24 protein-coding genes are annotated in these 26,931 nt (G+C 59.7%); 17 read left to right on the top strand and 7 right to left on the bottom strand.

The window, feature by feature from the left end:
* Nucleotides 1–23: 23 nt before the first annotated feature.
* On the bottom strand, nt 24–434 hold the full coding sequence (locus J7447_RS00970; RefSeq protein ID WP_023001852.1) for a helix-turn-helix domain-containing protein: 411 nt from the start codon (nt 432–434) through the stop codon (nt 24–26).
* 135 nt (nt 435–569) lie between these two features.
* Between J7447_RS00970 and J7447_RS00965 the strand changes: the two genes are divergently transcribed.
* Nucleotides 570–1,136 (top strand): NADPH-dependent FMN reductase, encoded by a 567-nt coding sequence (locus J7447_RS00965; protein WP_209168484.1) that lies wholly within the window; start codon nt 570–572, stop codon nt 1,134–1,136.
* A 67-nt stretch (nt 1,137–1,203) separates the two neighbouring features.
* On the opposite strand, the gene J7447_RS00960 is transcribed toward J7447_RS00965, so the two are convergent.
* The 3 genes from J7447_RS00960 to J7447_RS00950 all read right to left on the bottom strand — a co-directional run bounded on the left by J7447_RS00960 (nt 1,204) and on the right by J7447_RS00950 (nt 4,687).
* A complete protein-coding gene (locus J7447_RS00960) occupies nt 1,204–2,067 on the bottom strand; it encodes an NAD(P)-dependent oxidoreductase (RefSeq protein ID WP_209168483.1) in 864 nt (287 codons plus the stop codon).
* A 73-nt stretch (nt 2,068–2,140) separates the two neighbouring features.
* Nucleotides 2,141–2,884 carry a crotonase/enoyl-CoA hydratase family protein gene (locus J7447_RS00955; RefSeq protein ID WP_206904754.1) on the bottom strand — a complete coding sequence of 248 codons (744 nt, stop codon included), beginning with the start codon at nt 2,882–2,884 and terminating at the stop codon, nt 2,141–2,143.
* Nucleotides 2,885–2,905: 21 nt separating this feature from the next.
* Complete coding sequence (locus tag J7447_RS00950; RefSeq protein WP_209168482.1) at nt 2,906–4,687, bottom strand: acyl-CoA dehydrogenase; 1,782 nt, start codon at nt 4,685–4,687, stop codon at nt 2,906–2,908.
* A gap of 314 nt (nt 4,688–5,001) precedes the next feature.
* Here J7447_RS00950 and J7447_RS00945 point away from each other — a divergent pair, with 314 nt between their 5' ends.
* From J7447_RS00945 to J7447_RS00880, 15 genes are all read left to right on the top strand, one after another.
* On the top strand, nt 5,002–5,997 hold the full coding sequence (locus J7447_RS00945) for an L-threonylcarbamoyladenylate synthase (protein ID WP_209168481.1): 996 nt from the start codon (nt 5,002–5,004) through the stop codon (nt 5,995–5,997).
* Nucleotides 5,998–6,829: 832 nt separating this feature from the next.
* The gene (locus tag J7447_RS00940; RefSeq protein WP_031269678.1) at nt 6,830–7,759 is read left to right on the top strand and encodes a histone deacetylase family protein; all 930 of its coding nucleotides are present in this window, start codon (nt 6,830–6,832) and stop codon (nt 7,757–7,759) included.
* Nucleotides 7,760–7,898: 139 nt separating this feature from the next.
* Complete coding sequence (locus J7447_RS00935) at nt 7,899–8,147, top strand: exodeoxyribonuclease VII small subunit (protein WP_006933521.1); 249 nt, start codon at nt 7,899–7,901, stop codon at nt 8,145–8,147.
* 452 nt (nt 8,148–8,599) lie between these two features.
* Nucleotides 8,600–9,766 carry a hypothetical protein gene (locus J7447_RS00930; protein WP_209168480.1) on the top strand — a complete coding sequence of 389 codons (1,167 nt, stop codon included), beginning with the start codon at nt 8,600–8,602 and terminating at the stop codon, nt 9,764–9,766.
* Nucleotides 9,767–10,154: 388 nt separating this feature from the next.
* The gene (gene dxs / locus J7447_RS00925; protein WP_023001860.1) at nt 10,155–12,074 is read left to right on the top strand and encodes a 1-deoxy-D-xylulose-5-phosphate synthase; all 1,920 of its coding nucleotides are present in this window, start codon (nt 10,155–10,157) and stop codon (nt 12,072–12,074) included.
* A gap of 225 nt (nt 12,075–12,299) precedes the next feature.
* Nucleotides 12,300–13,697, top strand: coding sequence for an MFS transporter (locus J7447_RS00920; protein ID WP_209168479.1), 1,398 nt, complete (start codon nt 12,300–12,302; stop codon nt 13,695–13,697).
* Nucleotides 13,698–13,789: 92 nt separating this feature from the next.
* Nucleotides 13,790–14,182, top strand: coding sequence for a hypothetical protein (locus J7447_RS00915; protein ID WP_209168478.1), 393 nt, complete (start codon nt 13,790–13,792; stop codon nt 14,180–14,182).
* 38 nt (nt 14,183–14,220) lie between these two features.
* On the top strand, nt 14,221–14,739 hold the full coding sequence (locus J7447_RS00910) for a copper chaperone PCu(A)C (protein ID WP_023001863.1): 519 nt from the start codon (nt 14,221–14,223) through the stop codon (nt 14,737–14,739).
* A gap of 123 nt (nt 14,740–14,862) precedes the next feature.
* On the top strand, nt 14,863–15,489 hold the full coding sequence (locus J7447_RS00905) for an SCO family protein (RefSeq protein WP_075283310.1): 627 nt from the start codon (nt 14,863–14,865) through the stop codon (nt 15,487–15,489).
* A gap of 27 nt (nt 15,490–15,516) precedes the next feature.
* A complete protein-coding gene (locus J7447_RS31195; protein ID WP_286145701.1) occupies nt 15,517–15,651 on the top strand; it encodes a hypothetical protein in 135 nt (44 codons plus the stop codon).
* Between the two features lie 7 nt (nt 15,652–15,658).
* The gene (locus J7447_RS00900) at nt 15,659–16,399 is read left to right on the top strand and encodes a TlyA family RNA methyltransferase (RefSeq protein ID WP_209168477.1); all 741 of its coding nucleotides are present in this window, start codon (nt 15,659–15,661) and stop codon (nt 16,397–16,399) included.
* Between the two features lie 127 nt (nt 16,400–16,526).
* Complete coding sequence (locus J7447_RS00895) at nt 16,527–17,759, top strand: class I SAM-dependent RNA methyltransferase (RefSeq protein ID WP_209168476.1); 1,233 nt, start codon at nt 16,527–16,529, stop codon at nt 17,757–17,759.
* Nucleotides 17,760–17,773: 14 nt separating this feature from the next.
* Nucleotides 17,774–18,883 carry a class I SAM-dependent methyltransferase gene (locus J7447_RS00890; RefSeq protein ID WP_209168475.1) on the top strand — a complete coding sequence of 370 codons (1,110 nt, stop codon included), beginning with the start codon at nt 17,774–17,776 and terminating at the stop codon, nt 18,881–18,883.
* Nucleotides 18,884–18,954: 71 nt separating this feature from the next.
* On the top strand, nt 18,955–20,274 hold the full coding sequence (gene ribB / locus J7447_RS00885; protein WP_031269683.1) for a 3,4-dihydroxy-2-butanone-4-phosphate synthase: 1,320 nt from the start codon (nt 18,955–18,957) through the stop codon (nt 20,272–20,274).
* Between the two features lie 23 nt (nt 20,275–20,297).
* Nucleotides 20,298–20,852 (top strand): hypothetical protein, encoded by a 555-nt coding sequence (locus tag J7447_RS00880; RefSeq protein ID WP_023001869.1) that lies wholly within the window; start codon nt 20,298–20,300, stop codon nt 20,850–20,852.
* A 133-nt stretch (nt 20,853–20,985) separates the two neighbouring features.
* Here J7447_RS00880 and yghX read toward each other — a convergent pair whose 3' ends face one another.
* Both yghX and aroC read right to left on the bottom strand, forming a co-directional pair.
* Nucleotides 20,986–21,873, bottom strand: coding sequence for a YghX family hydrolase (yghX, locus tag J7447_RS00875; protein WP_031269684.1), 888 nt, complete (start codon nt 21,871–21,873; stop codon nt 20,986–20,988).
* Between the two features lie 140 nt (nt 21,874–22,013).
* Complete coding sequence (gene aroC, locus J7447_RS00870; protein WP_209168474.1) at nt 22,014–23,099, bottom strand: chorismate synthase; 1,086 nt, start codon at nt 23,097–23,099, stop codon at nt 22,014–22,016.
* Nucleotides 23,100–23,411: 312 nt separating this feature from the next.
* Between aroC and J7447_RS00865 the strand changes: the two genes are divergently transcribed.
* Nucleotides 23,412–25,685 carry a bifunctional diguanylate cyclase/phosphodiesterase gene (locus J7447_RS00865; RefSeq protein WP_209168473.1) on the top strand — a complete coding sequence of 758 codons (2,274 nt, stop codon included), beginning with the start codon at nt 23,412–23,414 and terminating at the stop codon, nt 25,683–25,685.
* Here the strand turns inward: J7447_RS00865 and J7447_RS00860 are convergent.
* Entirely contained in the window at nt 25,676–26,860 is a 1,185-nt protein-coding gene (locus J7447_RS00860) for a DUF3095 domain-containing protein (RefSeq protein WP_075283314.1), read from the bottom strand. The two genes, J7447_RS00865 and J7447_RS00860, sit on opposite strands and share 10 nt — an antisense overlap.
* Between the last annotated feature and the right edge of the window lie 71 nt (nt 26,861–26,931).

The raw sequence follows: 26,931 nt of genomic DNA, 5'->3' as shown, positions 1-26,931 counted from the left end.
ACAACGGATTGCAACCCCGGAGGTCAGTCCGGACCGTTCTCCCGCTCGAACCGTTCGCGAGCCGAGGAGACAGCGGCTTCGTTCTCGATCGCCCAGTTGGTGAGCGCTTTCAGCGGCACCAGAAGTGTCCGGCCGAGCGGCGTCAGCGAATAGTCGACACGCGGGGGAATGCTGGGGGTCACGACGCGGTTGACCAGGCCGTCCTTTTCAAGTTCCCGCAAGGTCGCTGTCAGGGATTTCTGGGTCACGCCGCCAATCGACCGCTTGAGATCGGAAAACCGGCGCGGTTCATACTCAAGATGGGCAACCACCAGGCTGCACCATTTGCTGCCGACAGTTTGCAGCAGTCTTCGTACCGGCACGCAGCGCGGATCCTCGTGATGCGGCAGCTGTTCGCGCGGCAGCTCTTCGACGGGTTTCGCCAGCGGTTTCATCAAGGATACCTCGGTTTCCAAAAAGTGCCGTCTTGCGGCCGGCTCAGTCTTACATCATTTCATACCAGTATCCAACGTATACCGAGGTATCGTCTGGATACTCCTCCCAAGCTTTTGTTTCTTAAGGAATTCATCATGTCGCTGAAACTGAAGATCATCTCCGGGTCGACCCGGCCTGGCCGGGTCGGGCCGACGATCGCGAAATGGGCAGCCAGTGCCGCCGAAGCGCATGGCGGCTTCGAGGTGGAAAGCATCGATCTCGCCGACATCAACCTGCCGCTTCTGGACGAGCCGGCTCATCCGGCTGCCCAGCAATACACCCACGACCACACCAAGCGCTGGAGCAGTATTGTCGCCGACGCAGACGCGTTCCTGTTCCTGACCCCGGAATACGACTATTTCACACCGGCATCCTTGGTGAATGCCGTGCAGGTGCTTTACCGCGAATGGAACTACAAACCGGCCGGCATCATCAGCTACGGCGGCATTTCCGGTGGCCTGCGCGCGTCGCAGACGCTGCGCGAGCTGCTTGGCAACGTCAACGTGATGGCTCTGCCGCAGGTGGTTCCGGTTCCCTTCTTCCCGGAATTCATCAACGATGAAAGCGTCTTCACGCCGAACGACAAGATGAGCGAAGGCACCACCCAGCTTCTGGGCGAGCTGACCAAATGGGCGACCGCCCTGAAGACCATGCGCGGTTAAATGACAAGGCCGCCGGATCGACATCCGGCGGCCCCCAAACCTTTTGAACAGTCTGGAAGACCAGGTTCTACTTCTTGACCGGCCCCAGGTCGCACGGCGCCTTGCTCTCGTCAGGGACGAAGAAATCAGGTGCCAGTGTCAGGCTCGGGTCCACCCGATACTTGTCGAAATCGGTGACACCGCGACTGGCCAGGAACGTGTCGTCAATGACGAACTGTCCGGTAAATTCCTTCGACGGTGTGGTGAAGATCTCATAGGCTGCATCGGCCAGAATGTCCGGCGTCCGGCTCTGCTGCATCATCTTGTCACCACCGATGATGTTCTTGATCGCCGCCGTCGCGATGGTCGTGCGTGGCCATAGCGCGTTGACCGCAATCCCCTTGGAACGCAGCTCGCCTGCCAGCCCCAGCACCACCAGGCTCATTCCGTATTTGGCGATCGAATAGGGTGTGAAGGGCGCGAACCATTTCTCCTGCATGTCCAGAGGGGGTGACAGCATCAGGATATGCGGGTTGTCGGACTGTTTCAGATGTTCGATGGCATGCTTGGAACAGGCAAGCGTTCCACGGGTGTTGATCTGGTGCATCAGATCGAACCGCTTCATGTCGGTCTGCTGCAGCGGGGTCAGTTGAATGGCACTGGCGTTGTTGACCAGAATGTCGAGCCCGCCGAAATGCGCCGCGGTCTTGTCCATTGCTTCCTTGACCGCTTCGTCGTCGCGCACGTCGAGCAGCACCGGCAGTGCCTTGCCACCTGCCGCCTCGATCTCCTCGGCAGCGGAATAGATCGTGCCTTCCAGTTTGGGATGTGGCTCGGCGGTTTTGGCGGCAACGGCAACGTTGGCTCCGTCACGCGCGGCCCGCAGCGCAATAGCCTTGCCGATCCCGCGCGACGCGCCAGTGATGAAAAGTGTCTTGCCCTTCAGGGACATGGTGGTTCCTCCGTAAGCCGCTCTCCGGCGACAACCTTGCGGTCTGAAATTTTCTCATCCGAGCAAACGTGGCTCAGGCCTTCTTTTTCGTCATGAAAGCCTGGAAGGCAGCTATCGTTTCCGGCGCACTCAGCCTGCTGGCGAAGATCCTGATTTCTTCCTCTACGCGCTCGGACAGCTGAGCTGTGTCGCCGCGCAGAAGCTTTCTGGAAAGCGCCATTGCTTCGGGCGGCTTTGCGGCGATTTCCTTCGCACAGGCAAGTGCTGCCGCGTCGACGTCACCTTCGACAACCTCGTTTACCAGTCCGGCCTGTGCCGCCTTTTCGGCCGAAAAGGCGTTGCCGAGGCAGAGCAGCTCAAAGGCCCGGGCCGGCCCCATGATCTGTGGTCCGAGCAGGCTGGACCCCGCCTCCGGAACAAGCCCAAGATCGACGAAGGGGGAACGGATGAGGGCGCGCGGGCTGGCAAACACCATGTCGCAATGCATCAGCAAGGTCGTGCCGACACCGATGGCGATACCGTCTATCGAGGCAACCAACGGCTTTTCGTTGCGAACCAGAGCCCTCAGGAACCGGACGACCGGTGTTTCACCAAGCCCGGTCTTGCCAGCGTATTGCAGGAAGTCGCCAATATCGTTGCCGGCGGTAAAAACTTCCGGCAGGCCGCAGATCAGATGACAGCGAATATCCGCATCCGTATTGCCTGTTTCCAGAGCTTCGGCGAGATCACTGTACATCTGCCCGGTCAGGGCGTTCTTCTTTTCCGGCCGGTCCAGACGCAGGGTCTGGACACCGTCTTCAAGGGACTTGCGGATCATCATCTACTCCGATCAGGCGGTTCAGGACGCCAGGGCTTCGGCGTCGAACGCCTGAATGGCTTCGGCGGACAGAAGAATATCCGACTTCAAACCGGCGGTTTCCCCCATTGTAGTTTCACAGAAACTGCGGGCAAGCAGAGTACGTTCTGACAGCCGCTGTGCCGGTTCACCTGTCGAGGCAAGCGCCCCCTTGGCAAGCAAGGCGCCGCCCAGGGTCAGCCCGGCCAGTCGCAGATAGGGCGTCGCCCCGGCCAGGGCATCGCCGACCCTGCCGTCCGCCTGCGCGCTCAGCATGAAGCTTGTTGCGTCCTCAAGATCCCGGATACTGGCCGAGAGCCGATCCGCGGTGGCACCGAATTCCGGGCGGTTGGAGGCAGCAACCTCGTCGGCCACCGTTTGCAGTTCCGCGATAAAGCCCTTGATGTGCTCACCGCCGGACAGCGGCAACTTGCGCATGACCAGGTCGATGGACTGGATTCCGTTGGTGCCTTCATAAATCGGGGCGATGCGGGCGTCGCGCAGATGTTGTGCGGCGCCGGTTTCCTCGATGAAGCCCATGCCGCCGTGTATCTGAATACCCAGCGAAGCGACCTCGACGCCGAAGTCGGTCGGCAGCGCCTTGGCGATCGGCGTCAGCAGGCTTGCACGCTCGTTCCAGAAGGTCTTGCCGGCTTCGTCTTCGGCAATCTTCGACATGTCGATGGCGTGGGCGCAGGCGTAACAGATGGCGCGGGCGACCTGCGTGCGCGCCTTCATGCCCAGCAGCATGCGTTTGATATCCGGATGGCGGGCAATCGGGCTCATGCCTTCGCCGGTCTCGCCGGGAGCCCTGCCCTGCTTGCGCTCCAGCGCGTAGGCAAGCGCATGCTGATAGGCGCGCTCGGCCACGCCAAGCCCCTGAATACCGACTGCAAGGCGAGCATTGTTCATCATCGTGAACATGCAGGCCAGACCGCGATTTTCCTCTCCGACCAGCCAGCCGATGGCACCGCCCTCGTCGCCATAGACCATGGTGCAGGTGGGCGAACCGTGAATGCCCATCTTGTGTTCGACACCGGCCACTTTCACGTCGTTGCGCTCGCCCAAGGAACCGTCGTCGTTGACCAGGAACTTCGGCACAAGGAACAGCGAAATGCCCTTGGTGCCTGCGGGCGCATCCGGCAGGCGCGCCAGCACCATGTGAACGATGTTGTCGGTAAGATCGTGGTCGCCGTAGGTAATGAAAATCTTCTGGCCGAAGATGCGGTAGGTGCCGTCGTCCCGGCGCTCGGCCTTTGCCTTGAGCGCGTTCAGATCCGAACCGGCCTGCGGTTCGGTGAGGTTCATGGTGCCCATCCACTCGCCGGAAACCAGCTTCTCCAGGTATTTTTCCTTGAGCTCTTCCGAAGCGTGTTTTTCCATCGCCTCGATAGCGCCGATGGTCAGGGTCGGTCCGATGGCGAATGCCATTGAGCCGGAGTTCCACATTTCCAGAGCCGCCGCCGACATCATGACCGGCAGGCCCTGGCCGCCGGACTCCGGATCGGCGGTCAGGCTGTTCCAGCCGCCCTCGATCCATGCATGATATGCTTCGCGCCACCCCGGAGGAGTAGACACCTTGCCATCGGCAAGCGGTGTGCCGTGCTTGTCGGCAACTGCATTGAGAGGTGCGATTTCCTCGGCGGCGAACCGGCCCGCCTCCGTCAGGATGGCATCGACGAGATCGTCGCCGAGTTCGGCATGACGGGCACTCTTTTGCAGGTCGGACAGACCGCAGACATGTTTCAGAGTGAAGGCAATCTCATCGACGGGTGCGCGATACATTCAGGTCCTCCCAAAACCAATTGGCTTTCGATTCTTGCCGCCGGATGGCGGTTTTCGCTGTTCCGAGCTTGACGGCGGCAAGGCTACTCCGCAAAAGGCGCTATCGACAGCGGTTTGAAAGGACAATAGACCCGTTGACGTTAACGTCAACCCGTATCGCAGCGGCAGGTCATCGTCTTTTTGGTCAATTGCGGAAATGACATGTCCGGTCGGCTCGAGCCCTTCCGGAACTCATTGTACCGTAACAGTCGGAACCGAAATCTTCGCACATCCGGGCAGCTCTCGACTGCCGGATACGCAAGCGAGTGAGGCACATGCGGACTTGGACGCTCGACATCGCGGCACCTGACTGGAAGGAAGCGCCTGAAGCAGATGCGGTGTGCGCTGCGCTGATGGCGGGTGACCTTGTGGCGGTGCCGACCGAAACCGTTTATGGCCTTGCCGCCGATGCCACCAACGGCACGGCCTGTGCGAAGATTTTTGCCGCCAAGGGCAGGCCCCAGTTCAATCCGCTCATCTCCCACGTCCAGACGCTGGATGCAGCACTGGAACATGGTGTTTTCGACGAACGCGCACTTGCACTGGCTGAAGCCTTCTGGCCCGGCCCCTTGACGCTGGTCGTGCCCAAACGTCCGGATTCCACGATTTCCGATCTGGCCACTGCCGGACTTCAGACTGTTGCGCTTCGGGTTCCGGTCGGTCCGGTGATGCGATTTCTGGCGGAAAAGACCGGCAGGCCTCTCGCGGCGCCAAGCGCAAACCGCTCAGGCAAGATCAGTCCGACGCGCGCAGAAGACGTCGTTGCCGATCTCGGCCCTTCGCTCAGCTTCGTCATTGATGCGGGCGCTTGTGCCGTCGGTATAGAATCCACCATTGTCGGCCTGGTTGACAGCACACCGCGCCTGTTGCGGCCAGGCGGCCTTGCTCGCGAGGACATCGAACGCGTACTTGGCCAATCGCTGCAAGGCGCCAGCCCCGACATGCGGCCGGACGCTCCCGCGGCCCCCGGCATGTTGACGTCTCACTATGCCCCCGACGCTGCGATGATACTGAACGCCAGCGAGGTGAACGCCGCAGACGGACTGCTCTCCTTCGGGGCTGATCGTTTGCCAGGAGCTGATCGTGCACAGGCTGAATTCAACCTGAGCCCGGCAAGTGACCTTGCCGAAGCTGCCGCAAATCTGTTTCGCGCCATGCGATTTCTGGACGCCAAGGGTGTCCGCGTCATCAAGGTGCAGTTTATCCCCAGCTTTGGATTGGGCGAAGCGATCAACGATCGGCTGCGCCGTGCGGCAGCACCGCGCGACTGACCCCGATCAACACTTGCGATGGAATGAGCCGGCTAAATTCATCCGGCAATGTTTTGGCGCATTCTTCGGCACCAAAACAAAAGGCCTTAAAAAACAGCAACTCGGAAGCAGGCGCTAAAATTCAAGCTGAATCCGGATCGCCTTAAGTTAACCGAAAAGAGACGCAAGTTTCCGCTTTAACGGACAAGCAACCGTCGCCTTCGCAACTCGATTTTGGTTAAGCAAATCATACAATATCTATCGAGATACGACCCTCTACTGCAAACTTATCAACACCATGCCCCAAATGGATTACGGTAAAAAGCTCGCATTCCCTTACTGGAATCACGTAGTTTAAGAATCAGATTTGAGATGCAGCGGACCTCCCCTCGGGCATTGCGGTGCTCGCACCTCGGTAAGGGCCGGCAAAGAGCCGGCCCCTTTTTTTGACCCTCCTTTTCCATGACCCAAGTCCGATCAGCCGAAGTTGAAGCCGGCACACCGGGACGCGTGCGACACTCGCCCAGTCAGCTGCCTCATGTACGACACCTGCCTCAAACGCGCTCAACGCGGTGGCGAAAGTTTTCAAGCGAAGTTCAAGAGAATTCCCAGCTCAGACTTAAGCCACCTCTCCCGCGATGCGGGACAAGCCCCATGTGGAACCGGTAACGGGGTCCAAGTTCAGTCAGACCTGACTTTCTAAAATGCCCGCCCGAACTCCCGGCTTTCCTTTCCGCGGTTCACCAATTTTGCCGCAGTCGTTATTCCAATGCGGGAATTGACAGCCTGTCCGGCAACCGTTCTGATGCAGAGCCGACAAAAGATAACAATCGACCTTCCGGAAACGCCCCCCTTGTCTACCTTGCTTCTGCATCATTCGTCCTATCTCGACCACCTGACACCCGTGGGGCATCCGGAGCGACCGGACCGGATCCGGGCGATCGACAGGATCCTGGAGCACGAAAAATTCCAGTCCGTGGAACGCGACCTCGCCCCAATGGGAACCGTTGAGGACATCGCCCGCGCCCACCCGATGAGCTACGTCGACCAGATCCACCGGCTGGCGCCGGCGGAAGGAACAGCCCGGGTTGATGCGGACACCACCATGTCGCCCGGCACCTGGGAAGCAGCGCTTCGCGGCGTTGGCGGTGCATGCCGTGCGGTCGACGAGGTCCTGACGAAAAAGGTCAACAACGCCTTTTCCGCCTCGCGCCCACCTGGCCACCACGCGGAAAAAGACCGCGCCATGGGCTTCTGCTTTTTCAACAATGCAGCGGTGGCCGCGCGTTATGCGCAGGCAAAGTTCGGACTGGAGCGGGTGGCCATCGTCGATTTCGACGTTCACCACGGCAACGGCACGCAGGACATTTTCTGGGACGATCCCACGGTAATGTATTGCTCCACCCACCAGATGCCGCTCTATCCGGGCTCAGGAGCCGCCTCGGAGACCGGAGAAGCCAACACGATCGTAAATGCACCTCTGGCCCCGGGGGAGGATGGAACCGGCTTCAAGGAAGCGTTCGAAGTCCTGCTGCTGCCTCGCCTCAATCACTTCGCGCCGGAGCTGGTTATCATTTCCGCAGGTTTCGATGCGCACATGCGCGACCCGCTTGGGGGCCTTAATCTTGTCGAAGCCGACTTTGCCTGGGCAACGCGGGCGCTGATGGACGTTGCCGATGCCCATAGCAACGGTCACCTGATCTCCGTCCTTGAAGGCGGATACGATCTCGAGGGCCTGGCGCGATCGGTCGCAGCCCATGTCATGACGTTGATGACGGGCTAAGCGATCCCGCTTCGGCGCGGCAAGATCGAAAAGCACGGGGATGACCGTCTGAAGGCCCAAATGAAACCTTGACCTTCGGCCCTCAGACCGCAAGTTTCCCTCAAGACCAGATGCCATCCAGACAAACGGGATCCGACCGATGACCGATGCTGCCAACGATATTGCCGGCCTTTCCTTTGAAGAAGCGCTGAAGCAGTTGGAAACCATTGTGCGGGAACTCGAGCAAGGGAACGTGCCGCTGGAGCGAAGCATCGACATGTACGAGCGCGGTGATGCGCTGCGCAAACATTGCGACACACTCCTGAAATCGGCGGAAGCCAAGGTCGAGAAGATCCAACTGGGTCAAAATGGCGAAGCCAGCGGCACCGAAGCACTCGACCCGCAGTAATCCGACCAGGGCATTTTCCAGTTCGACCAGACGCCATACCGTCAGATCGCGATCAGCTCCCCTTCTACGTGGCCTGTTCGGCCGACAGAGGCGCTTAGCTTACGTCAAACCTCATCGTCTTGACCGGCTTGCGACTGCTCAATCGCCAACCGGAATGTCGCCGGCATTGCGAGCGCGTCGCCTCGTTGATGTGTCGGCCGCCTTTATCGAGAAGACGGCGTCAACTGCGGCCAATCCACCAGCACAAGCCAGCATCCACTGTATTCATTTTGAAGTAAGCCCAAGTTCCACCCATATTCTGACATAATAAATTTCATACTATTCAACGATCATTCGACCACGCGTACCCTAGGTTACTATTGGCAGATTTATTGCAATTTATTCGATAAGTTGATAAAAATATTGTCAAAATAGAGCCTCGACAATGTAATCATTAATAGACACAGCAGAGCATGCCGGCACTCAGCCAACGCGACCACATAGAACTACTTATGCGGATTCTCAAGCGTCCGCTACAACCTGAAGGTTGGCCCCCAGTACTGAACTTCATCGACGGCAAACTGAACTGCAGAACCTTTCTTGCCGAATACGATGGAGACGGGACACCGTTAAGGTCCCTTGGCGGCGAAGACCAGGCCAGAGAGCTCGCGACCCTTTTTAGCCGCATTGAAACGGTGAGCGGCAACTCCGCATTCGAGTTCCTGCTCACCGAAGCCGCCCCGCTCTACCCCTATTCAAAGACATCCTTGGCGAACCATCGACAGGCGGCATCCGCCCCCGCCACCGGATCGCAGGAAACTTCGCACGGCGATGCGAATATGGCAGGCAACTGGCTGAAAAATGCTCCCGGGCTGGTTACCCCAGTCAGGCGCACTGCACACTCTTCCGTCCTGTTTGGCTGCCTTTTCAGAGGATACAGCACCGAAAGGATTGACGCGGACCGGGCCAGCGCGACCTTTCACACCCTCGTCAGTGCGCTGCTGCCCGCACTCGATCTGCATTTCCAACTGGAAAAACAACGGCTCGAAAACCAGCTCCAGGAATTGATGCTTTTGGAACAGGAGAGCGCTGCGGTTCTTGTCGACGCCAACCGGGTGATACTTGCCGAAACTTCAGAAGGGTTGGAAAGGTTGAACGAACTGGATATCGCCGTCCGTCGGCAGCGGCACCTGGCGATCAACAGCAGACGCCTTGAGATTGCCCTGCAGGAACAACTGGCGACTTTCGAAGACGGCGGCATCGCAGACCCGACAAGCGTCCTTTTTTGTCCCGCACCGGAGAGCGGGCTTGTCTGCCGGGTGTCACTGGAGACCGTTTCGTGCCCGGGCCTGCCGCCGGACGCCTGCGCACAACCTTTGTTTTTAATCCGCACGACAACATCAAAAGACCCTCCGGAAGAGGTCGAAATTTGCCTTCAGGATCACTACGAACTTTCACATTCCGAAGCACGTCTGGCCTGGCATCTGACCATGACCGGCGCACTGAGCACCACGATCCAGGATCTCGGCATCACGCAGAACACTGCAAAAACACATCTGCGACGGATATACGAAAAGACCGGAGCGCACACACAACTTCAACTCGCACGGCTCGTCCACCGGATCGCCCGCCTGTTTTGAAAGTACTCAGGAACGCAGAATTTTGTGTTGAAGCCAGTTGCTATCACTATTGTTTCAGCAACCGGAAAGCGGCCAACGCACAAAAAAATGGAGCCGTGTATTACGACTCCCAGTTGATCACTGTGCACGTGGCCCCATCGACCACACCCATTCCCTAGGCCAGTTCCAAATGCTTTGCATCACCCAATGGGGTGATTGCGCGTATTTTCACTAAAAATTGCACGGTTTCTGCCAAACACCGTCTTAAGTCTTTTGAGGCAAAGGCGGGGTAAATTTTCGACCGAAATCATGAGGCCAATTTGGCGCATACCCCCTGCCCGATTTGCGCCCTATATCCGGTTGGTGTATGCCTGCCCGCCATGTTTCAAATCGTGGAGCTATCTCCAGAGTGACTTCCAAGCTCGATACCCCGCTTCTTGACAAGGTCAAGTCCCCGGCCGATCTGCGCCTGCTCGATGAAAGCGAACTCAAGCAGCTCGCCGAAGAGTTGCGTGCGGAAACGATTGACGCCGTGTCGATTACTGGCGGACACCTGGGCGCCGGGCTTGGCGTCGTGGAACTTACTGTCGCGCTGCACTACGTGTTCAACACGCCGGAAGACAAGCTCATCTGGGACGTCGGCCACCAGTGCTATCCGCACAAGATCCTGACGGAACGCCGCGACCGCATTCGCACGCTTCGCCAAGGCGATGGCCTGTCCGGCTTCACGAAACGCGCCGAAAGCGACTTTGACCCGTTTGGTGCAGCTCATTCCTCGACGTCGATCTCGGCAGGCCTCGGCATGGCCGCCGGACGGGATCTGAAGGGCGGAAACAATAACGTCATAGCGGTGATCGGTGACGGCGCCATGTCCGCCGGCATGGCCTACGAGGCGATGAACAACGCCGGCCATCTCGGCTCGCGCCTCATCGTCATCCTGAACGACAACGACATGTCCATTGCGCCGCCGGTCGGCGCCATGTCCGCCTATCTGGCCAGGCTCGTTTCAGGCCCGACCTACCAGACCCTGCGCGATGCGGCCAAGAACCTGGTGAAGAACCTGCCCAAACCCATGTTCGAAAAGGCGGCCCGGGCTGAAGAATATGCCCGCGGGTTCTGGACGGGCGGCACGCTGTTCGAGGAACTCGGTTTCTATTATGTCGGTCCGGTGGACGGTCATAACCTGGAACACCTGCTGCCTGTTCTGAAGAATGTCCGCGACACCCACCATGGCCCGATCCTGATCCATGCGGTCACGCAGAAGGGCAAGGGTTATGCTCCTGCCGAAGGGGCGAAGGACAAGTATCACGGCGTTGCCAAGTTTGATGTTGTCACCGGCAAGCAGTCCAAGCCGAAGGCCAATGCGCCCAGCTACACCAACGTCTTTGCGACGTCCCTGATCAAGGAAGCGGAAACGGACGAAAAGGTGGTCGCGATTACAGCTGCCATGCCGGACGGAACAGGCCTTGATCTGTTCGGCGAAGCCTATCCGAAACGCACCTTCGACGTTGGTATCGCCGAACAGCACGCGGTCACTTTTGCCGCGGGTCTTGCCACCGAAGGCTTCAAGCCCTTCTGCGCGATTTACTCCACGTTCCTGCAGCGTGCCTATGATCAGGTTGTCCACGATGTGGCGATCCAGGGTCTGCCGGTGCGTTTCCCGATTGACCGTGCAGGCCTCGTTGGTGCGGATGGCCCGACCCATGCCGGTGCTTTCGACACCGCTTTCCTGACCTGCCTTCCCGGCTTTGTCGTCATGGCGGCTTCGGACGAAGTGGAGCTGCGCCACATGGTGGCAACTGCCGTTGCCTATGACGAAGGCCCGATCTCCTTCCGCTATCCGCGCGGCGAAGGTGTCGGCCTGGAGATGCCGGAACGCGGCAGCGTGCTTGAAATCGGCAAGGGGGTCATCCGCAGGGAGGGCACCAAGGTTGCCCTTCTCAACTTCGGTGGCCGCATGAGCGAATGCCTCAAGGCTGCGGACGAACTGGATGCGGCCGGTCTTTCGACCACAGTCGCTGATGCCCGCTTCGCAAAGCCGCTCGACATGGACATGATCCGCCGTCTTGCCCGCGAGCATGAAGTTCTCGTGATGATCGAAGAAGGCTCCGCCGGTGGTTTTGGCAGCCATGTGCTGACCCGGCTTGCCGAGGAAGGCTTGCTGGACAACGGACTGAAAGTGCGGGCCCTTGCGTTGCCGGATGCCTATCTCGACCACGACAAGCCGGACCTGATGTATGCCCGGGCAGGCCTCACCTGCGACGGCATCCTGAAGACCGTCTTCACCGCACTCGGAACGGCCTCCGTCAGCGCGCCGCAACGCGCCTGACCGGTCTTCAGGTCACCGGCTCCAGCATGCGACATGCTGCAATGGACAAAGTCGATTGGGGAGCGGGTTTCAAACCTGATTGACACAGGCCGCCATACCTGAAAAGGCTGGTCGAAAGAAACAGACGCGTCGGATCAATCCGGCGCTTTTGTTTTATTTCTGGAGCACGATACCGGCCGCGACGCTTCTGTTGGAGCTGCGGCGATCCATCGTCAGGATGCAGCCATGGCTCAGACCCTTCTTTCCGTGTCCGCTCTCTTGTTGTCCGTTGCCCTGCTCATATTCGGGCACGGTCTGCAGACGACACTGCTGCCGCTGGCCGCCGAACGGTTTTACTTTACCGACTTCGAAATCGGTCTGGTCTCTTCGGCCTATTTCTTCGGCATGGTGCTTGGCTGTCTCGGCGCGCCTCTGGTGATCATGCGGGCCGGGCACATTCGTGCCTTTGCCGCACTTGTCTCGCTGATGTCGGCCGCCGCAATCCTGCATCCCGTGCTCATCGATCCCTACGCCTGGATGATCATCCGCATGATCTCCGGTTTCAGCCTTGCCGGCTTCTACATGATCGTCGAGAGCTGGCTCAACGAAAGCGCATCCAACGAGAACCGCGGCACGGTGATGTCGTTCTACATCGTCATCCTGTTCGGCGCCCTGATGCTGGGCCAGATCTCTATCGCGTCGATGAATATTGCCGATTTCATCCCCTTCGCGATCGCCTCGGTGATGGTGTCCCTTGCGGTGATGCCCGTATCGCTGACCACCTCAACCCAACCTGCGCCGATCACGCTGGTGCGGTTCCAGCCCGTCAAGCTCTACAAGAACTCCCCTGCCGCCTTCATCGGCGTGCTGTTTATCGGCAGTTCGCAAGGAGCCCTGCTGACGCTGTCTTCGCTCTATGGGTCCCAGATCGGCCTCTCGACCAAGGAAGCCGCCTTTTATGCGGCAGCCATCGTCGGCGGCGGGCTTATCGCACAGTGGCCGGTTGGGCGTTTGTCCGACCGCATTGACCGGCGTCTTGTGATCGCAGGGCTGGGGATCGCAACCGCTGCCGTCTCGGCTGCTATCGTGTTCTTCTCGCCGAAGGACTTCACGGTTGCCATACTGAGCGCCGTGGCCATGGGCATGGTCGTCCAACCGCTTTATGCAATCGCGGTTGCGCACGCCTTCGACCACGCGGCAGCGGAAGATTTTGTCGCCACGTCGTCCGGCATGCTGCTGTCGTTCGGGATCGGATCGATCATCGGGCCGCTGGCCGCCTCGATGATCATGAGCAACACCGGCCCGTCCGGGCTCTACATCATGATCATCGGTTCGAATATCCTGATGGTGATCTTCATCCTTGCCCGCGTCCTGACCCGTCAGGCACCGACAGCGGAAGAAAAGACCGACTTCGAATACGCCTCCACGGCACAGGTCGGTTCGGTTATCTCGGCTGAACCGCTGGATGCAGCAGCAGAAGAATACGTCATCGCGCCTGAAGATTTCCCCGCCTACGAAGACGACATCTATAATTTCGAATCGTCATCCGATGCAGAGGCAGAAGAAAACAACGCGTCCGCTGAAGGCGCCGCGACGGAAGAAGCGCCGGATGCCTCTGCAGACAAGACAACTCCAAAGAGCTGACACCGCCACGCCGCGGGTGACAGGCGTCAGCCCATGCACCTGCGCGGTTTCGCCCCTCGACACGGCATTGCAACCGGCTTATAGCCGCTAGCATGAATGCGCGCGTCACAAAGCTGCAACAGCTGAGGCAGGAGCGCCACCCTCTGGTGGCGCTGGCAACCCTTGCCTTTGCAATGCGGCTTGTTCTGCTGGTTCTCGCCAGCGCACTGACGCCGGACGCAGCTGTTGCCGCGGGCCTTACCAGTCTCTGCCAGCCCTCCGGGCAGGAACAAAGCCTTCCTGGTCCGCACAACCCGCTGACCTGCCAATGCGGCCCGGTCTGCGCTCATGGCTGTGCTATCGCGCCCTGCCTTGCGAGTGCTTTCGCCCCTCTGAACCTGTCACCCGAGATTTCCGCCACTGACCGTGTTCCGGCAGGGCAACAGGCTGTGCTGGCGCCTCCTCATCGAGCCACCGCCATCAGGGCTCCTCCTTCCTTGATCTGAAAGAATATCCAACTTCTCAGACCTCAAGGAATAGCATTATGAAACTCTGGAAATCCGTTGCGGCTGCAGCCGCCCTTTCGCTTGTCTCCCTGTCCGCCCTTGCCAGTGACTACAAGGTTGGTGAACTGACGCTGACCCAACCGTGGACCCGCGCGACACCGCCCAAAGCAAAGGCCGGTGGCGGTTTCGTCGAGATCGTCAACAACGGCACCGACACAGACCGCCTTGTCGCGGTCAGTTCAGATGTTGCCGCCAAGGTGGAAATCCACGAGATGGCAGTCACTGACGGCGTGATGAAAATGCGCAAGATGGAAAATGGCATCGACATCCCGGCTGGCGAAACGGTTGCGCTTCAGCCGGGCGGCTTCCACATCATGTTCATGGGCCTGAACCAATCCTTCGAAGAAGGTACCAGCATTCCGGTTGTCCTGACCTTTGAAAAGGCCGGGGACGTTGCCATTGAACTTCCTGTTGCCAAGATGGGCGCCAAGGCACCTGATGGCGAAGCTGCGCATGGTGCGATGGACCACAGCAAGATGGATCACGGCAAGAACTGAGACCCGTCAGCGGGCGTTGCCTCGGTGAAGACGCAACGCCAGCAATTTCTTTTCCAAGCGCCAGAGCCTCCAGCCCGCCTCGAAGCCGGCACTGAAGGCTCTGGCCAAAGCAGGACGAAACCGATGTCTGGTTTGAAACTCTTCCGGTACGTGGCCTGGGCTGCCGTTGCCGTGCTTGCTGTCGTGTCCGGTGTTCTGGTCTATCAGCAGACTGCCGGCAACAAGGGCACCGGTGCCTTGATCGAGCCGCTTGCGGCCATTGGCGGCCCGTTCGAACTTGTCAGCGGCACCGGCGAAACGGTGACCGACGAGACCTTCTCCACCAAGCCGACAGTGATGTTCTTCGGCTTCACCTTCTGTCCGGACGTCTGCCCGACCACGCTTTCCGAACTTCAGGGCTGGATGGCCGAACTCGGACCGGATGCGGACAAGCTGAACTATGCTTTTGTCACCGTGGATCCGGAACGCGATACGCCCGAAGTCATGCGTGACTATGTCTGGGCATTCGACAAGCGTATCGTTCCGCTGACCGGTTCGCGGGAACAGATCGATGCGATGCTGAAGGCCTATCGGGTCTATTCCAAGAAGGTGCCACTTGACGATGGCGACTATACGATGGACCATTCCGCTGCCGTCTACCTGATGAGCGCCGACAACAAGTTCGTCGGAACCATTGCCTATGGCGAGGCCGAGGAAAATGCCCTGAAGAAGCTGCGCAGGCTGATCGACAACGCGCCTGCCTCTTCCTGAGGCGATAGCTGGAGCAAGCCGGACACGATGCGCCTGCCGCTTTTCATGGGACTGACCGCCGGCGCGACGGGCCTCGTCGCGCTTTCGGCGTTTCTGTGGCTGTACGCCGGTGAGCGGGTTTATGCCGACCGCCTGATCTCGGCGATCGCCGGCTGCTTCTGAAGACCGAATGTCCAAACAACGCCTCGACCAGCATCTTGTCGATACGGGTGTCTTTCCGAGCCGCGCACGGGCGCGTGACGCAATCCTGCGCGGAACGGTGAGCGTCGATGGTCATCTATGCACCAAACCGGCGCAGAAGACTTCGGCGGACGCCAGCATCACGGTTGAAGATCCCGCTTCCGGTTATGTCAGCCGGGCCGCGCTGAAGCTGATCGAAGGCCTCGACCGGTTCACGGTCGACCCCGCAGGCCGGATCTGCCTCGATATCGGCGCGTCCACAGGCGGATTTACCCAGGTTCTGCTGGAACGTGGGGCCAACAAGGTTCACGCCATCGATGTCGGGCATGGTCAGTTGCACGACAGTCTGCGATCAGACCCGAAGGTGGCCGCGCGCGACGGCCTCAACGCCCGGGACCTGACCTCACAGGACCTTGGAGGAGACGCCCCGGCTCTGCTTGTCTCGGATGTCAGCTTCATCTCGCTAAAGCTTGCCCTTCCTCCCGCTGTTGCGCTGGCTGCACCGGGTGCTGAAGGCGTCTTTCTGGTGAAGCCGCAATTCGAGGCGGGCAAGGACAAAATCGGCAAAGGCGGTCTGGTCGATCCGGCAATTGCCGAAGAGACCGCAAAATCCCTGCAAGCATGGCTGGGCACCATTCCCGGCTGGCATGCAGGCGACCTCGTCCCCTCGCCGGTCAAGGGTGGTGACGGCAATGCGGAATGGCTGCTCTACGGAAAGAAAGCCGACTGAGGGCCGTCGCCTCTCATCTCCTTCAACGCTTGATGAGTGCACAAAAGCCTGTTGCCATCAAGGGAGCGGAAAGCACGTCCCATGATCAAGACTTGCCCAAACCCCTACTTGGCGTTATCGCTCGCCCATGAGCGAGAGAGAGATTGAAATCACCACGCTCGGTCACCGCGGCGACGGCGTTGCCGAGACGGAGACCGGGCCGATCTACGTGGCCGGGGCCCTGCCCGGGGAAATCGTCCGGGCGAAAGTCGTGGACGGGCGCGCCCAAAAGCCTGTGATCGAAAAGCCGTCACCGGACCGGGTCGAACCCGTGTGCCGTCATTACTCCGCCTGCGGCGGCTGTTCCGTACAGCACCTTGCGGAAGAGCCATACCTTGTCTGGAAAAGCGGGCTGGTCGAAAAGGCCTTGCGCGATCGTGGCATCGAGACCGAAGTTTCCGGAACGATAGCTGCGACCATGGGAGGTCGCCGCCGGGCTGTACTGACGGCCACCCGCGCCGGACGCCACACCTTGCTCGGTTACCATGAAAAGGCCAGCCACAGGCTGGTCGATATCGCCGAATGCCCGGTGCTCGACCCGGTCATCGTTGAAGCGCTGCCCGGCCTCAAGTCCCTTGCCTCGGAAGTGCTGCCGAAAAAGGGTGAACTGCGGATGACCGTCCTGGTAACGACCACCGGTCTGGATGTGGCTCTCGACAAGGCCGACAAAGGATACGAGCGCAAGATCCCGGCCCTGTCGCAAAAGGTCGTCGATCAGAACCTTGCCCGGCTCTCGGTCAACGGCGAAGTCATTCTGGAGCTCCGCCCACCGCTGCTCGACATGGGCGGCATCGGTATTGTTGCCGCGCCCGGCGGGTTTGCCCAGGCGACGCTGGCAGCGGAACATGCGCTTTCCAAGCTGGTAATTGACGGTGTCGGCAAGGCCAAGACAATTGCAGATCTCTTCTCCGGTGTCGGCACATTCGCGCTCAGGCTCGGCCGACAGGCAAATGTGCATGCGGTCGAAGGCGATGCTGCGGCACTGGCCGCCTTTGACAAGGCCCTGCGCAAACCCCAAGGCCTGAAGAAGGTAACCTTTGAACGGCGAGACCTGTCACGCAGGCCGCTGGTGAAGGAAGAGCTGGAGCCTTACGACGCCGTGGTTTTCGACCCGCCGCGCGCAGGCGCTCAAGCCCAGGCAGAGCAACTGGCGCTATCCAAGGTCAAGACGATTGTTGCCGTCTCCTGCAATCCGGCGACGCTTGCCCGGGATCTGCGCATCCTGCTCGACGGCGGTTACGTGCTGCAAAGCGTCACACCAGTGGACCAGTTCCACTATTCGCCCCATATTGAAGCAGTGGCGGTGTTGACCAGACCTTGATCAGGGAGTGAGCCATGAGCGCGGCGGATGAGGAATTCGGACCTGTCAAGGGAACCCGCAGCCTGCCGCCCCTCCTGAGCCTTGCCCGGCGAACGCGCTATGCGCTTTACCAGGGCAGCCGAATCGCGCTCTACACCCTTCATTCCGAAGCCATGCGGCGGATGAACCGGGATCTCCAGAAACAGCTTCCGGAAACGCCGAAGGTGGTGCCGACCGGCCCGGTGCCGAGCCAAAGGCGCATGCTGTCGGACATCGTCAAGCTGTTTGCGGATGATCTGAAGTCCGTCGAGGACGGGATTTATCCGCTGCCTTCCGATGGCACCATGACGCCGGGCGAGCTGATCGCGACCAGCCGTGCCTTCTTCAAGGACGTGCCGGAGGTGGCACGCCGTCGTGCAAGCGGTGCACATCAGGAGGTCAATGCCACCGAGGGGTTTGCCGCTGCACTGCCGCGCTATTACCGGCAGAACTTTCACTTTCAGACCGATGGCTGGCTGTCGGAGGAAAGTGCCAGGCTCTATGACTTCCAGGTGGATGTGCTTTTTTCAGGTGCCACTGCCGCCATGCGCCGACGGGCCCTGGTACCCTTCGCCAGGATCTTGCGCCGCAAGGACCAACGCCACGTTTCGTATCTGGATATCGCCTGCGGTACCGGCGGTCTCTTGCGGCCTGCCCTGGCCGCATTTCCGCGCCTCAAGGGCACGGGGCTCGATCTGTCGGAACCTTATCTGAACGTTGCCCGTGAGCGCCTGCCGTCGCGCCGTGCCGGCTATATCTGCGGCCTGGCCGAAACCCTGCCGTTTGCGGACAATTCTCTCGACGTCGTATCCTGCGTCTTCCTGTTCCATGAACTGCCGCCGAAAATCCGGCGTCAGGTCATCTTGGAGGTCGCACGCGTTCTGAAACCCGGCGGCTCCTTCCTTTTCGTCGACAGCCTGCAAACCGGAGACGTGCCGGAATATGACGGCCTTCTGTCGGTCTTTCCGCAGCTTTTCCACGAGCCCTATTTTACGTCTTATCTCAGCGAAAACCTGACGGGTATCGCCAAGGCGGCAGGGCTCGAAGAGAGCTGGATGGTGCCTGCCTTTGTCTCCCGCGTCGCGGAGTTTATCAAAAGCGACTGATCTTTCAGTAATACTGAAAAATCTCATTCCTTCTCTTGAGGCTGAAAACAATCAGGCGTATATCGAACGCCATGAGATTGGATCTATGGCTCTTGCAGACAGGGGAAAGCCGCAGCGCATTTGCGCGCCGCGCCAACCTGTCGCCTGCCTCCGTAACCGCCCTATGCAATGACCCAAATGTCTGGGTCTCGCGGGATATGGCCCGCAAGATCGCCATTGCCACCAATGGCGCCGTAACCCCCAACGACTTTCTCGGACTGTCTACAACCAAGGAGCATCCCGTGTCCCAGGCCCGTGTCGCAGAAGCAATCCGCGCATTCGAACGTGGAGAAATGGTGGTCGTGACTGACGATGACGACCGCGAGAACGAAGGCGATCTGATTGTTGCCGCCGCCAAGGTCACGCCTGAACAGATGGCCTTCATGGTGCGTCACACCTCAGGCATCATCTGTGCGCCGATGACGGTTGCCCATGCACGGCGTCTGCGTCTTGACCCTATGGTTGCCGAAAATGATGCTCCGCTTGCGACCGCTTTCACCATTTCCGTGGACTACCGCCAGGGTCTGACCACCGGCATTTCGGCCGAAGAGCGCTGCTCTACCGTACGCGCACTTGCAAACCCCAATGTCGGCGCTGACGACTTCGTCCGCCCCGGGCACATCTTCCCGCTGGTGGCCAAGGAAGGCGGTGTCATGATCCGCTCCGGCCATACGGAAGCTGCCGTCGACCTGTGCCGTCTCGCCGGACTGGAGCAGGTTGGCGTCATCAGTGAGTTGGTGAACGACGATGGCACCGTGAAACGCGGCCAGCAGGTTGCCGAGTTTGCAGCCGAGCACGACCTGAAGATGGTTTCCGTTTCCGACCTGATCGCCTGGCGCCAGCGTACCGAGAAACTGGTGGAACGGGTCAACGAACAGCCCGTCGACACGGTTTTCGGCCCGGCCTATGCCACCACATATTCCACCCCGTATGACCCGATGCACCATCTGGCCATCGTCTACGGCGACATTCTGGACGGCCGCAGCGTGCCGGTGCGCCTGCAACTGGAATCCGTGCTCGATGATGTCTTCGGAGACGTCCAGCCACTCGACCAGATCATGAAACACTTTGCGGATCGCGGCCGGGGTGTCATCGTCTATCTCCGCGAAGGGTCGGTGGGCGTTGCCCGTCAGTCCAAGCGGCCGAGATCCGACTTTGAAGCCGCTGATTCCGAGGAACACAGCTCCGCACAAGCTAGACAGGAACAATGGCGTGAGGTCGGGCTTGGTGCACAGATCCTGAAGGACCTGGGCGTCAGTTCAATTCGCCTGCTGGCCTCCCGTGAGCGTCATTACGTTGGGCTGGAAGGCTTCGACATCAAGATTGACGAAACAGAGATCCTCGACACCTGAGGATCCTTCGGAAGGGGCCTTTCATGGCGGCGAAGAAAGAGGCAGTCAAACAAGAGGAAAACGTGAAGCCGACACCGGTGCCCTTCACCGTCGGCTTTAACCGCAGTCAGAGCGAAAGCATTGTCTACGGCAGCCTCATCCTCGGCATTCTGTTCGCCGTGATCGGGATTGTCGGCAATCTTCCCTTGCTGGCCCTCGCCGCCCTCGCCCCGCTCGCAATTGCCTTCTGGCACTATCCGATGATCGAAAAAGGCAAGCCACAGCTCGGCGCCAACGAAGACGGGCTTTATGTGGAACGCATCGGTTTCATCGACTGGGCCGCAATCCGGATGACGGACGTCAAACGGACGTCCGTCCGCAACATCGAGCTGGTCCGGCTGGACGTCCTCCTGACCCGTTCACTGGATGACGCCGTCACCAAGGCACAGACCTTTCCGGTCTGGAAAAAGTTCATGATGCGCAACTGGAAGCGCACGCCCCGCGAGCATGGCCGGGAGCTGATTGCGATCAACCTCCACACGCTTGCAGCCGACCCGGAAGAAATCCTGAGCCGCATCCGCGCCTTCAAGTTTGTCTGAGATATCGCGGCCCTGGAACCAAGCCGGGCCGCAATTTATTGGAAGACGACCAAACCAAGCCTGCTCATCGTGATCATCCCGGCCGGGCAAAGCCGGAACCGGGATGAGGTGAGACGAGCAGACCCAGGCAACCCTACATCAGGTTTTCCTTGAAGAAGTCGACGGTTCTCTGCTCTGCGAGCTTTGCAGCCTCTTCGTCGTAGCGCGGTGTCGTGTCGTTATGGAAGCCGTGGTTCACGCCCGGATACATATGCGCCACGTAGGTCTTGCCGTTGGCCTTAAGAGCTTCCTCATACGCCGGCCAGCCCGCATTGATACGCTCGTCCAGCTCGGCATATTGCAGCATCAGGGGCGCTTCGATCTTGGAGACATCCGCAGGATCCGGCTGACGTCCGTAGAAAGGCACGCCCGCGGCAAGCTCCGGATAGGCGACCGCAATTGCATTGACCACACCGCCGCCGTAGCAGAAACCAACCGCCCCAACCTTGCCGGTGCTGTCGTCACTGTTGAGGAGATACTCGAAGCCGGCGAAGAAATCGTTCATCAGCTTGGTGCCATCGACCGTACGCTGCAATTCGCGGCCCTGATCGTCACTACCCGGATAACCGCCGACCGAGGTCAGTCCGTCCGGCGCCAGCGCCATGAACCCGGCCTTGCCGAGGCGGCGCGCGACATCCTCGATATATGGATTGAGACCGCGGTTCTCATGCACGACCAGCACCGCCGGAAGCTTGCCGGTCGCACCTGCGGGCTTCACCAGATAACCGTTGACCTCGCCATGGCCGTTTGGTGACGGGTAAGTGATGCGTTCGGTGACGATCCCCGCATCATCGGGAGCAACCTGTTGTGCCAGCGCATAATTGGGCGAAAGCTGATCCAGCAGCATGGCCGCCGTCAGTCCACCAACCGCGAATTTTGCTGCCCCGTTCATGAACTCGCGCTTGGTAATCTTTCCATGCGCGTAGAAATCATAAAGATCCAGAAGCTCCTGAGGAAAGTCCTTTGCCGTCATACGGCGCACAGGCGTCATTTCATTCATGTCATTACTCCCTGAAATGCATGAGACGTCATGCTGGAGATAAAACTAGAGAGATGACGGACAAGGTCCATGGCCCTTGCCTTCCGGAATTGTAACGAGTTGTAACGCTGCGAAGCTGCCCGTCAGCCGATCTGGCCGCGATGACGCAGGAAATGGTCCGCCAGAACGCAAGCCATCATCGCTTCGCCGACCGGCACTGCGCGAATGCCGACGCAAGGGTCATGCCGGCCCTTCGTCATGACGTTGACCTCTTCACCCTTGCTGGTGATCGACTTGCGCTCGGTGAGGATCGATGACGTCGGCTTGACCGCGAACCGGACAACCAAGGGATCGCCGTTGGAGATCCCGCCCAGAATGCCGCCGGAATTGTTGCTCAGGAACACGGGCCGGCCGACATCATCAAGACGGATCTCGTCTGCATTGTCTTCACCGGTCAGGCTTGCGGCATCGAACCCGTTGCCGACCTCGACCCCCTTGACCGCATTGATCGACATCATCGCAGCAGCAAGATCCGTGTCCAGCTTGCCGTAGATCGGCGCGCCCCAACCGGCGGGGACACCTTCGGCAACGACTTCGATGACGGCACCGACGGAAGACCCGGCCTTGCGGATGCCGTCCAGGTAGTCCGCCCAGAATGCGGCGGCCTTTGCGTCCGGAGAAAAGAAGGCGTTGTTATCGACTTCCGCCCAGTCCCAGTTAGCCCGGTCGATCTTGTGCGGTCCAACCTGCACCAAAGCGCCGCGAACGGTTACGCCCTGCAACACCTTGCGTGCGACGGCCCCGGCGGCAACGCGCATGGCGGTTTCGCGCGCCGAGGACCGTCCACCGCCACGATAGTCGCGGATGCCGTATTTCGCGTCATAGGTGAAATCGGCATGGCCGGGACGGAACCGGTCCTTGATCTCCGAATAGTCCTTGGAGCGCTGGTCGGTGTTTTCGACAAACAGCGAAATCGGCGTCCCGGTCGTTTTCTGGATACCGTCCTCGTCAACCATGACGCCGGACAGGATCTTCACTTCATCCGGCTCGCGCCGCTGCGTGGTGAAGCGGGACTGGCCCGGCTTGCGCTTGTTCATGAAGCCCTGAATATCGGTTTCCCTCAGGGGAATGAGCGGCGGGCAGCCGTCCACCACGCAACCGATAGCGGGACCGTGGCTTTCGCCCCAGGTGGTGACCCGGAAAAGATGACCAAAACTGTTATGCGACATGAACGGTGACCGAGGCTTGCAATTGAACTGTCAGGCGCCGAGCGATACGCCATCGCGCCCGCAAGCTCAAGCCCGCAGCCGGGAATACAGGTATTTTTGGCAAGTCCATTCGTCCACCACCCTTGTCAAAATTAAAGACAAGTAGATTTCGAATGGAAGCTGGCGTCCTTGGTACGCGTTTCACGGTGTCTTGAATTAACGACCTAGGAAATCGCGCGAACCGTTCGCAAAAATTCGACCCTTGATTTGCTAATCCTTAAACCTCTACCGTTATTACACGTTGGGATCTAATAAACACCAAGAGGCAAAACGTTGCGGATCAGGGGCTGGCTGACTGGACTGATCGTATTTCTGCTGGCACCCAGCCTGCTCTTTGCCTCACTCTGGTTTCATAATAAATTCGAGAAGGTCAACTCGATCGACCACAGCCTGGCCGGGCTGCACCTGATCGAGGCACTCGGGCCGCTGATGCAGGAGAAAGCGCTCACCGGCAAGATCAGGGAGACGCCGGTCCAACTGCGCGAACGCCTGGAAACACTCGGGGGAGATGAGCTTTCCGCCGACCTCGTTCAGCCACTCGACACCTTCCTGAACGAAGGCAACATTCCGCTCGCGCTTCGGCAGGCCCGTATCCTCGCCTCGATGATCTCCCAGGTCACCAGGCTGAGTTCGACTTCATCTTTCGAGACCGCAAAACTTCCGCATCTGATCACCGACACCATGCCGACCGTCGTGATCGAATCCGCGATCATGGCAAGCAATGCGAAAAGCATTTCCAGCCGGGGCGAGATCAATGTCTGGGACAAGATGCTGATCCCCGTGCAGGGAGGCCAGTACAAGATAGCCGCCGACGGGGCGTCGCGGGACACGGTTGATTACTTTAACGACCTGACCGGTGAGCAAGCCGATTTGCTGCAAAAACAGGCGAGAGCCTTCCGGACAACGAACGTCGCCTTTCAGACCGCAGGCTCGAAACTGCTCTCTTCCACAATCACCGCCTCAAAGGGGGCGGATGTCATTGCCCTGCCCGTGGTGGAGATGCAGCCGGCCCTGGTCAGTGCCGCGTTCGACCTTTGGCAGTCCACCGTCGACTATCTCCTGATGGACCTGCAGAGGCAGCGATCCGAGACACTGTTTGCCGTAACACTTGCCGGTCTTGTCGGCGGACTGGTCATTGTTGCGGCCTTTGCAATCGCCATCGCCCTGTCGCGCGCACTTGCCGACCGGACGCAGCAGGAATTTGAAAATCTCGGATTTCACGATCCCCTGACCGGACTGCCGAACCGCCGCGCCCTTCTGAATACGATACGCAACCTGCCACCGGCAGAGCCGGGAACGCGCACGGGTGCGATCCTGATCGACCTGCGCCAGTTCAAGAAGGTGAACGACCGGTTCGGGGACCACAACGGCGATTCACTTCTGCGCCAGGTGGCCGAACAGCTGACCCAGCACGCGGAACCGGAAGACTTCCTGTGCCGGACTGGCGGAACGGAGTTCCTGTTTCTGCGTCCACGCCTCAAGAAGGCGGCGCAGTTCGAGCAACTGGCGTTCACACTTCTCCAGGAAATTGCGACCGACCGGATCATCGGCAACAACAGATCGGCGATCGAGGCGAATGCGGGCATCTTCATCAGCAGTCCGGGCGAGCAGGTCTTCGATCATTTGCTGACCGATGCGGCTCTGGCCCTGAGGGCGGCCAAGCAAAAGGGGCCGCGCAAGTTCGATCGCTTCACCCCGGCAATGCGCGCTGCCTTCGAGGAAAGCGACGAGATTGCCAAAGAGCTGCAGAATGCGCTCAAGAACGGCAATATCGTTGCCTGGTTCCAACCGCAGGTGAATATTCACACGGGCGAAGTTGTCGGCGCAGAAGCCCTCGCCCGGTGGATTGATGAAGACGAGATCCGGTATCCAGGCTCTTTCCTGCCCGCCGCAATGGAAGTCGGGTATCTGGAGGAGATCGAGGAGGCCGTGCGCAGCCGGGCGCTGAAGTTTGCCGCCAGCCTGAGCGGCAAGACAAGGCCAGCCATACATCTGGGCCTGAACGTGACCGCCAGTCTGCTGACAAGCGCAAAGGCAGTGGATGCGCTCCACAGGCAGGTACTTGACCTGGGACTTCAGCCTGCAGATGTCAGCCTGGAAATCCTGGAAGCGGTGATGATCGACGAAATCACGGCCGCCCCCATCAAGCAGAATATCGCCCGCCTGTCGGAACTGGGGTTCTTCATCGAACTGGACGACTTTGGAACCGGCCATTCAAGCATTTCGAGCCTGCGCGATTTGAAGGTTGACCGGGTCAAGATCGACAGGAGCTTCATTTCCGGCGTCGATGCCGATCCCGCCCTGCAGAAATTCACCAGTGCGCTGATCAATCTTGCCAAGAGCCTCGACATCAGTGTCCTTGCCGAAGGTGTGGAAACCGAAGCCGAGCGTGACTGGCTGAAACGCCACGGGTGCGACGTCATCCAAGGGTTCCTCATATCAAAGGCCGTTCCCGACAGCGACCTTGCGATGATGATTCTGAAACAGAATTTTGCACACCCGATGCCCGCCCTGGAACGACACGGCCCGCTGCGCAGTCAGGCCTGACCGACCGCCTTCGGCACCATGTTCGCCTGCCGTTTCTTGAATTCGGCAGCTGCCAGAGAAAACCCGCCGTCAGCCCCGTCGACGAAATGGATATGCCGGCTTTTGCCGATATCCTCGACAAAGCAGGTCATCAGGGCGGACGTGGACACATGCAGCCCGAACACCAGATCCCCGGCGGCATAGCCAGCTTTCAGATAGTCTTCGACCCCTGCAAACTGCTCCGGTGTCAGATCCAGCACGAGCTGCAGGCTGTCGCCGACCTTGCGATGGTCAGTGTTGAGGCCAAGTTCGGGAAAGTATCGTTTCGGGTCAAAAGGGCCGATGCGCCAGCCCGTGTGATAGCTGATGACGAAGACCATCGCCTCCAGCAACGCCTTTGCCCATCCGCGGAAGTCTTTTCCCGGAGAACCGAGGCGCACCTCATGACGCGTACCGGTTGGCGGAAAGCGAAAACGAAGACGCGTCTTGTCCGCCAGTCTCATCCGGCTGTCATCCCTCGAGGGATCATAGCCGAGTTTATCGGCCAGCCCCCGCAGGACATCCTGCATTGGAATACGTCCGGTCGGCTTGACGATCAGGGAAACGATGTGTCCGTTTCGTGAAGGAAGCGGTTCCCATCTGCAGGAAAGCCCGTCGAGCGGCGGTAACGCGGCATCGGGGAGAGAGATCTCAAACGGCCGTGCTTTTTCCGGATCTTTCAGAATATTGTCCGCGACGGCCAGGCCCTCCCCCAGGATCATGGCCAGGTGATTGCCCGGGCTGAGCTGGTACTTGCGCACACGGACGTCGCCTCCAAGATCCCGCAGATGAGCGACCGGAATCGCAGCGGCGCGCAGCTCCAGTTCCATGACCTGGCGCGCCAGACCGACAACACCGGCCAGCGCGTCGCTGGCTGCCTCGACATCGTGTTCGGACACGACCAGCATTGCGCCGTCTCCCCCGAAGACAAACGGTACACGGTCGCTGCCAATCCGGTTCAACACCGCGGCGATCACCGCGGCGCCAACCATGTTGACTTCCTTGTACCGGCCTTGTGCGACCGCATCGCTGGAGCGGACTATGTCGGCAGCAAGAACGTACCAGTCGTCCGGCACCGGCCGGTAATCGGCCAGATCCCCGACCGTGCTGAAATCTGAAAAGCTTGGCAGTTCGCTATAAAATTCATTGGCGGACACGGCACCTGACCCGGATTGTCTCCAGGTTCCCTCGCAATCGCTGTAAACATCTACGCCGCAGCTGCTTCGCC

Origin of the sequence: Labrenzia sp. R5_0, from assembly GCF_017743835.1 — a bacterium.
GTDB classification, from domain to species: domain Bacteria; phylum Pseudomonadota; class Alphaproteobacteria; order Rhizobiales; family Stappiaceae; genus Roseibium; species Roseibium algicola.
Note: the sequence above shows the minus strand (reverse complement) of the source record. Positions and strands in the feature narration are given on the sequence as shown.

Coding starts and splice junctions, on each gene's coding strand:
- J7447_RS00945 (WP_209168481.1), top strand. CDS start 5,002: ATGCGGACTTGGACGCTCGACATCGCGGCACCTGACTGGAAGGAAGCG.
- J7447_RS00905 (WP_075283310.1), top strand. CDS start 14,863: ATGTCTGGTTTGAAACTCTTCCGGTACGTGGCCTGGGCTGCCGTTGCC.
- J7447_RS00900 (WP_209168477.1), top strand. CDS start 15,659: ATGTCCAAACAACGCCTCGACCAGCATCTTGTCGATACGGGTGTCTTT.
- J7447_RS00895 (WP_209168476.1), top strand. CDS start 16,527: ATGAGCGAGAGAGAGATTGAAATCACCACGCTCGGTCACCGCGGCGAC.
- J7447_RS00930 (WP_209168480.1), top strand. CDS start 8,600: ATGCCGGCACTCAGCCAACGCGACCACATAGAACTACTTATGCGGATT.
- J7447_RS00935 (WP_006933521.1), top strand. CDS start 7,899: ATGACCGATGCTGCCAACGATATTGCCGGCCTTTCCTTTGAAGAAGCG.
- J7447_RS00970 (WP_023001852.1), bottom strand. CDS start 434: ATGAAACCGCTGGCGAAACCCGTCGAAGAGCTGCCGCGCGAACAGCTG.
- J7447_RS00965 (WP_209168484.1), top strand. CDS start 570: ATGTCGCTGAAACTGAAGATCATCTCCGGGTCGACCCGGCCTGGCCGG.
- J7447_RS00950 (WP_209168482.1), bottom strand. CDS start 4,687: ATGTATCGCGCACCCGTCGATGAGATTGCCTTCACTCTGAAACATGTC.
- J7447_RS31195 (WP_286145701.1), top strand. CDS start 15,517: ATGCGCCTGCCGCTTTTCATGGGACTGACCGCCGGCGCGACGGGCCTC.
- J7447_RS00890 (WP_209168475.1), top strand. CDS start 17,774: ATGAGCGCGGCGGATGAGGAATTCGGACCTGTCAAGGGAACCCGCAGC.
- J7447_RS00880 (WP_023001869.1), top strand. CDS start 20,298: ATGGCGGCGAAGAAAGAGGCAGTCAAACAAGAGGAAAACGTGAAGCCG.
- J7447_RS00955 (WP_206904754.1), bottom strand. CDS start 2,884: ATGATCCGCAAGTCCCTTGAAGACGGTGTCCAGACCCTGCGTCTGGAC.
- J7447_RS00915 (WP_209168478.1), top strand. CDS start 13,790: ATGAATGCGCGCGTCACAAAGCTGCAACAGCTGAGGCAGGAGCGCCAC.
- J7447_RS00920 (WP_209168479.1), top strand. CDS start 12,300: ATGGCTCAGACCCTTCTTTCCGTGTCCGCTCTCTTGTTGTCCGTTGCC.
- J7447_RS00960 (WP_209168483.1), bottom strand. CDS start 2,067: ATGTCCCTGAAGGGCAAGACACTTTTCATCACTGGCGCGTCGCGCGGG.
- J7447_RS00910 (WP_023001863.1), top strand. CDS start 14,221: ATGAAACTCTGGAAATCCGTTGCGGCTGCAGCCGCCCTTTCGCTTGTC.
- ribB (WP_031269683.1), top strand. CDS start 18,955: ATGAGATTGGATCTATGGCTCTTGCAGACAGGGGAAAGCCGCAGCGCA.
- aroC (WP_209168474.1), bottom strand. CDS start 23,099: ATGTCGCATAACAGTTTTGGTCATCTTTTCCGGGTCACCACCTGGGGC.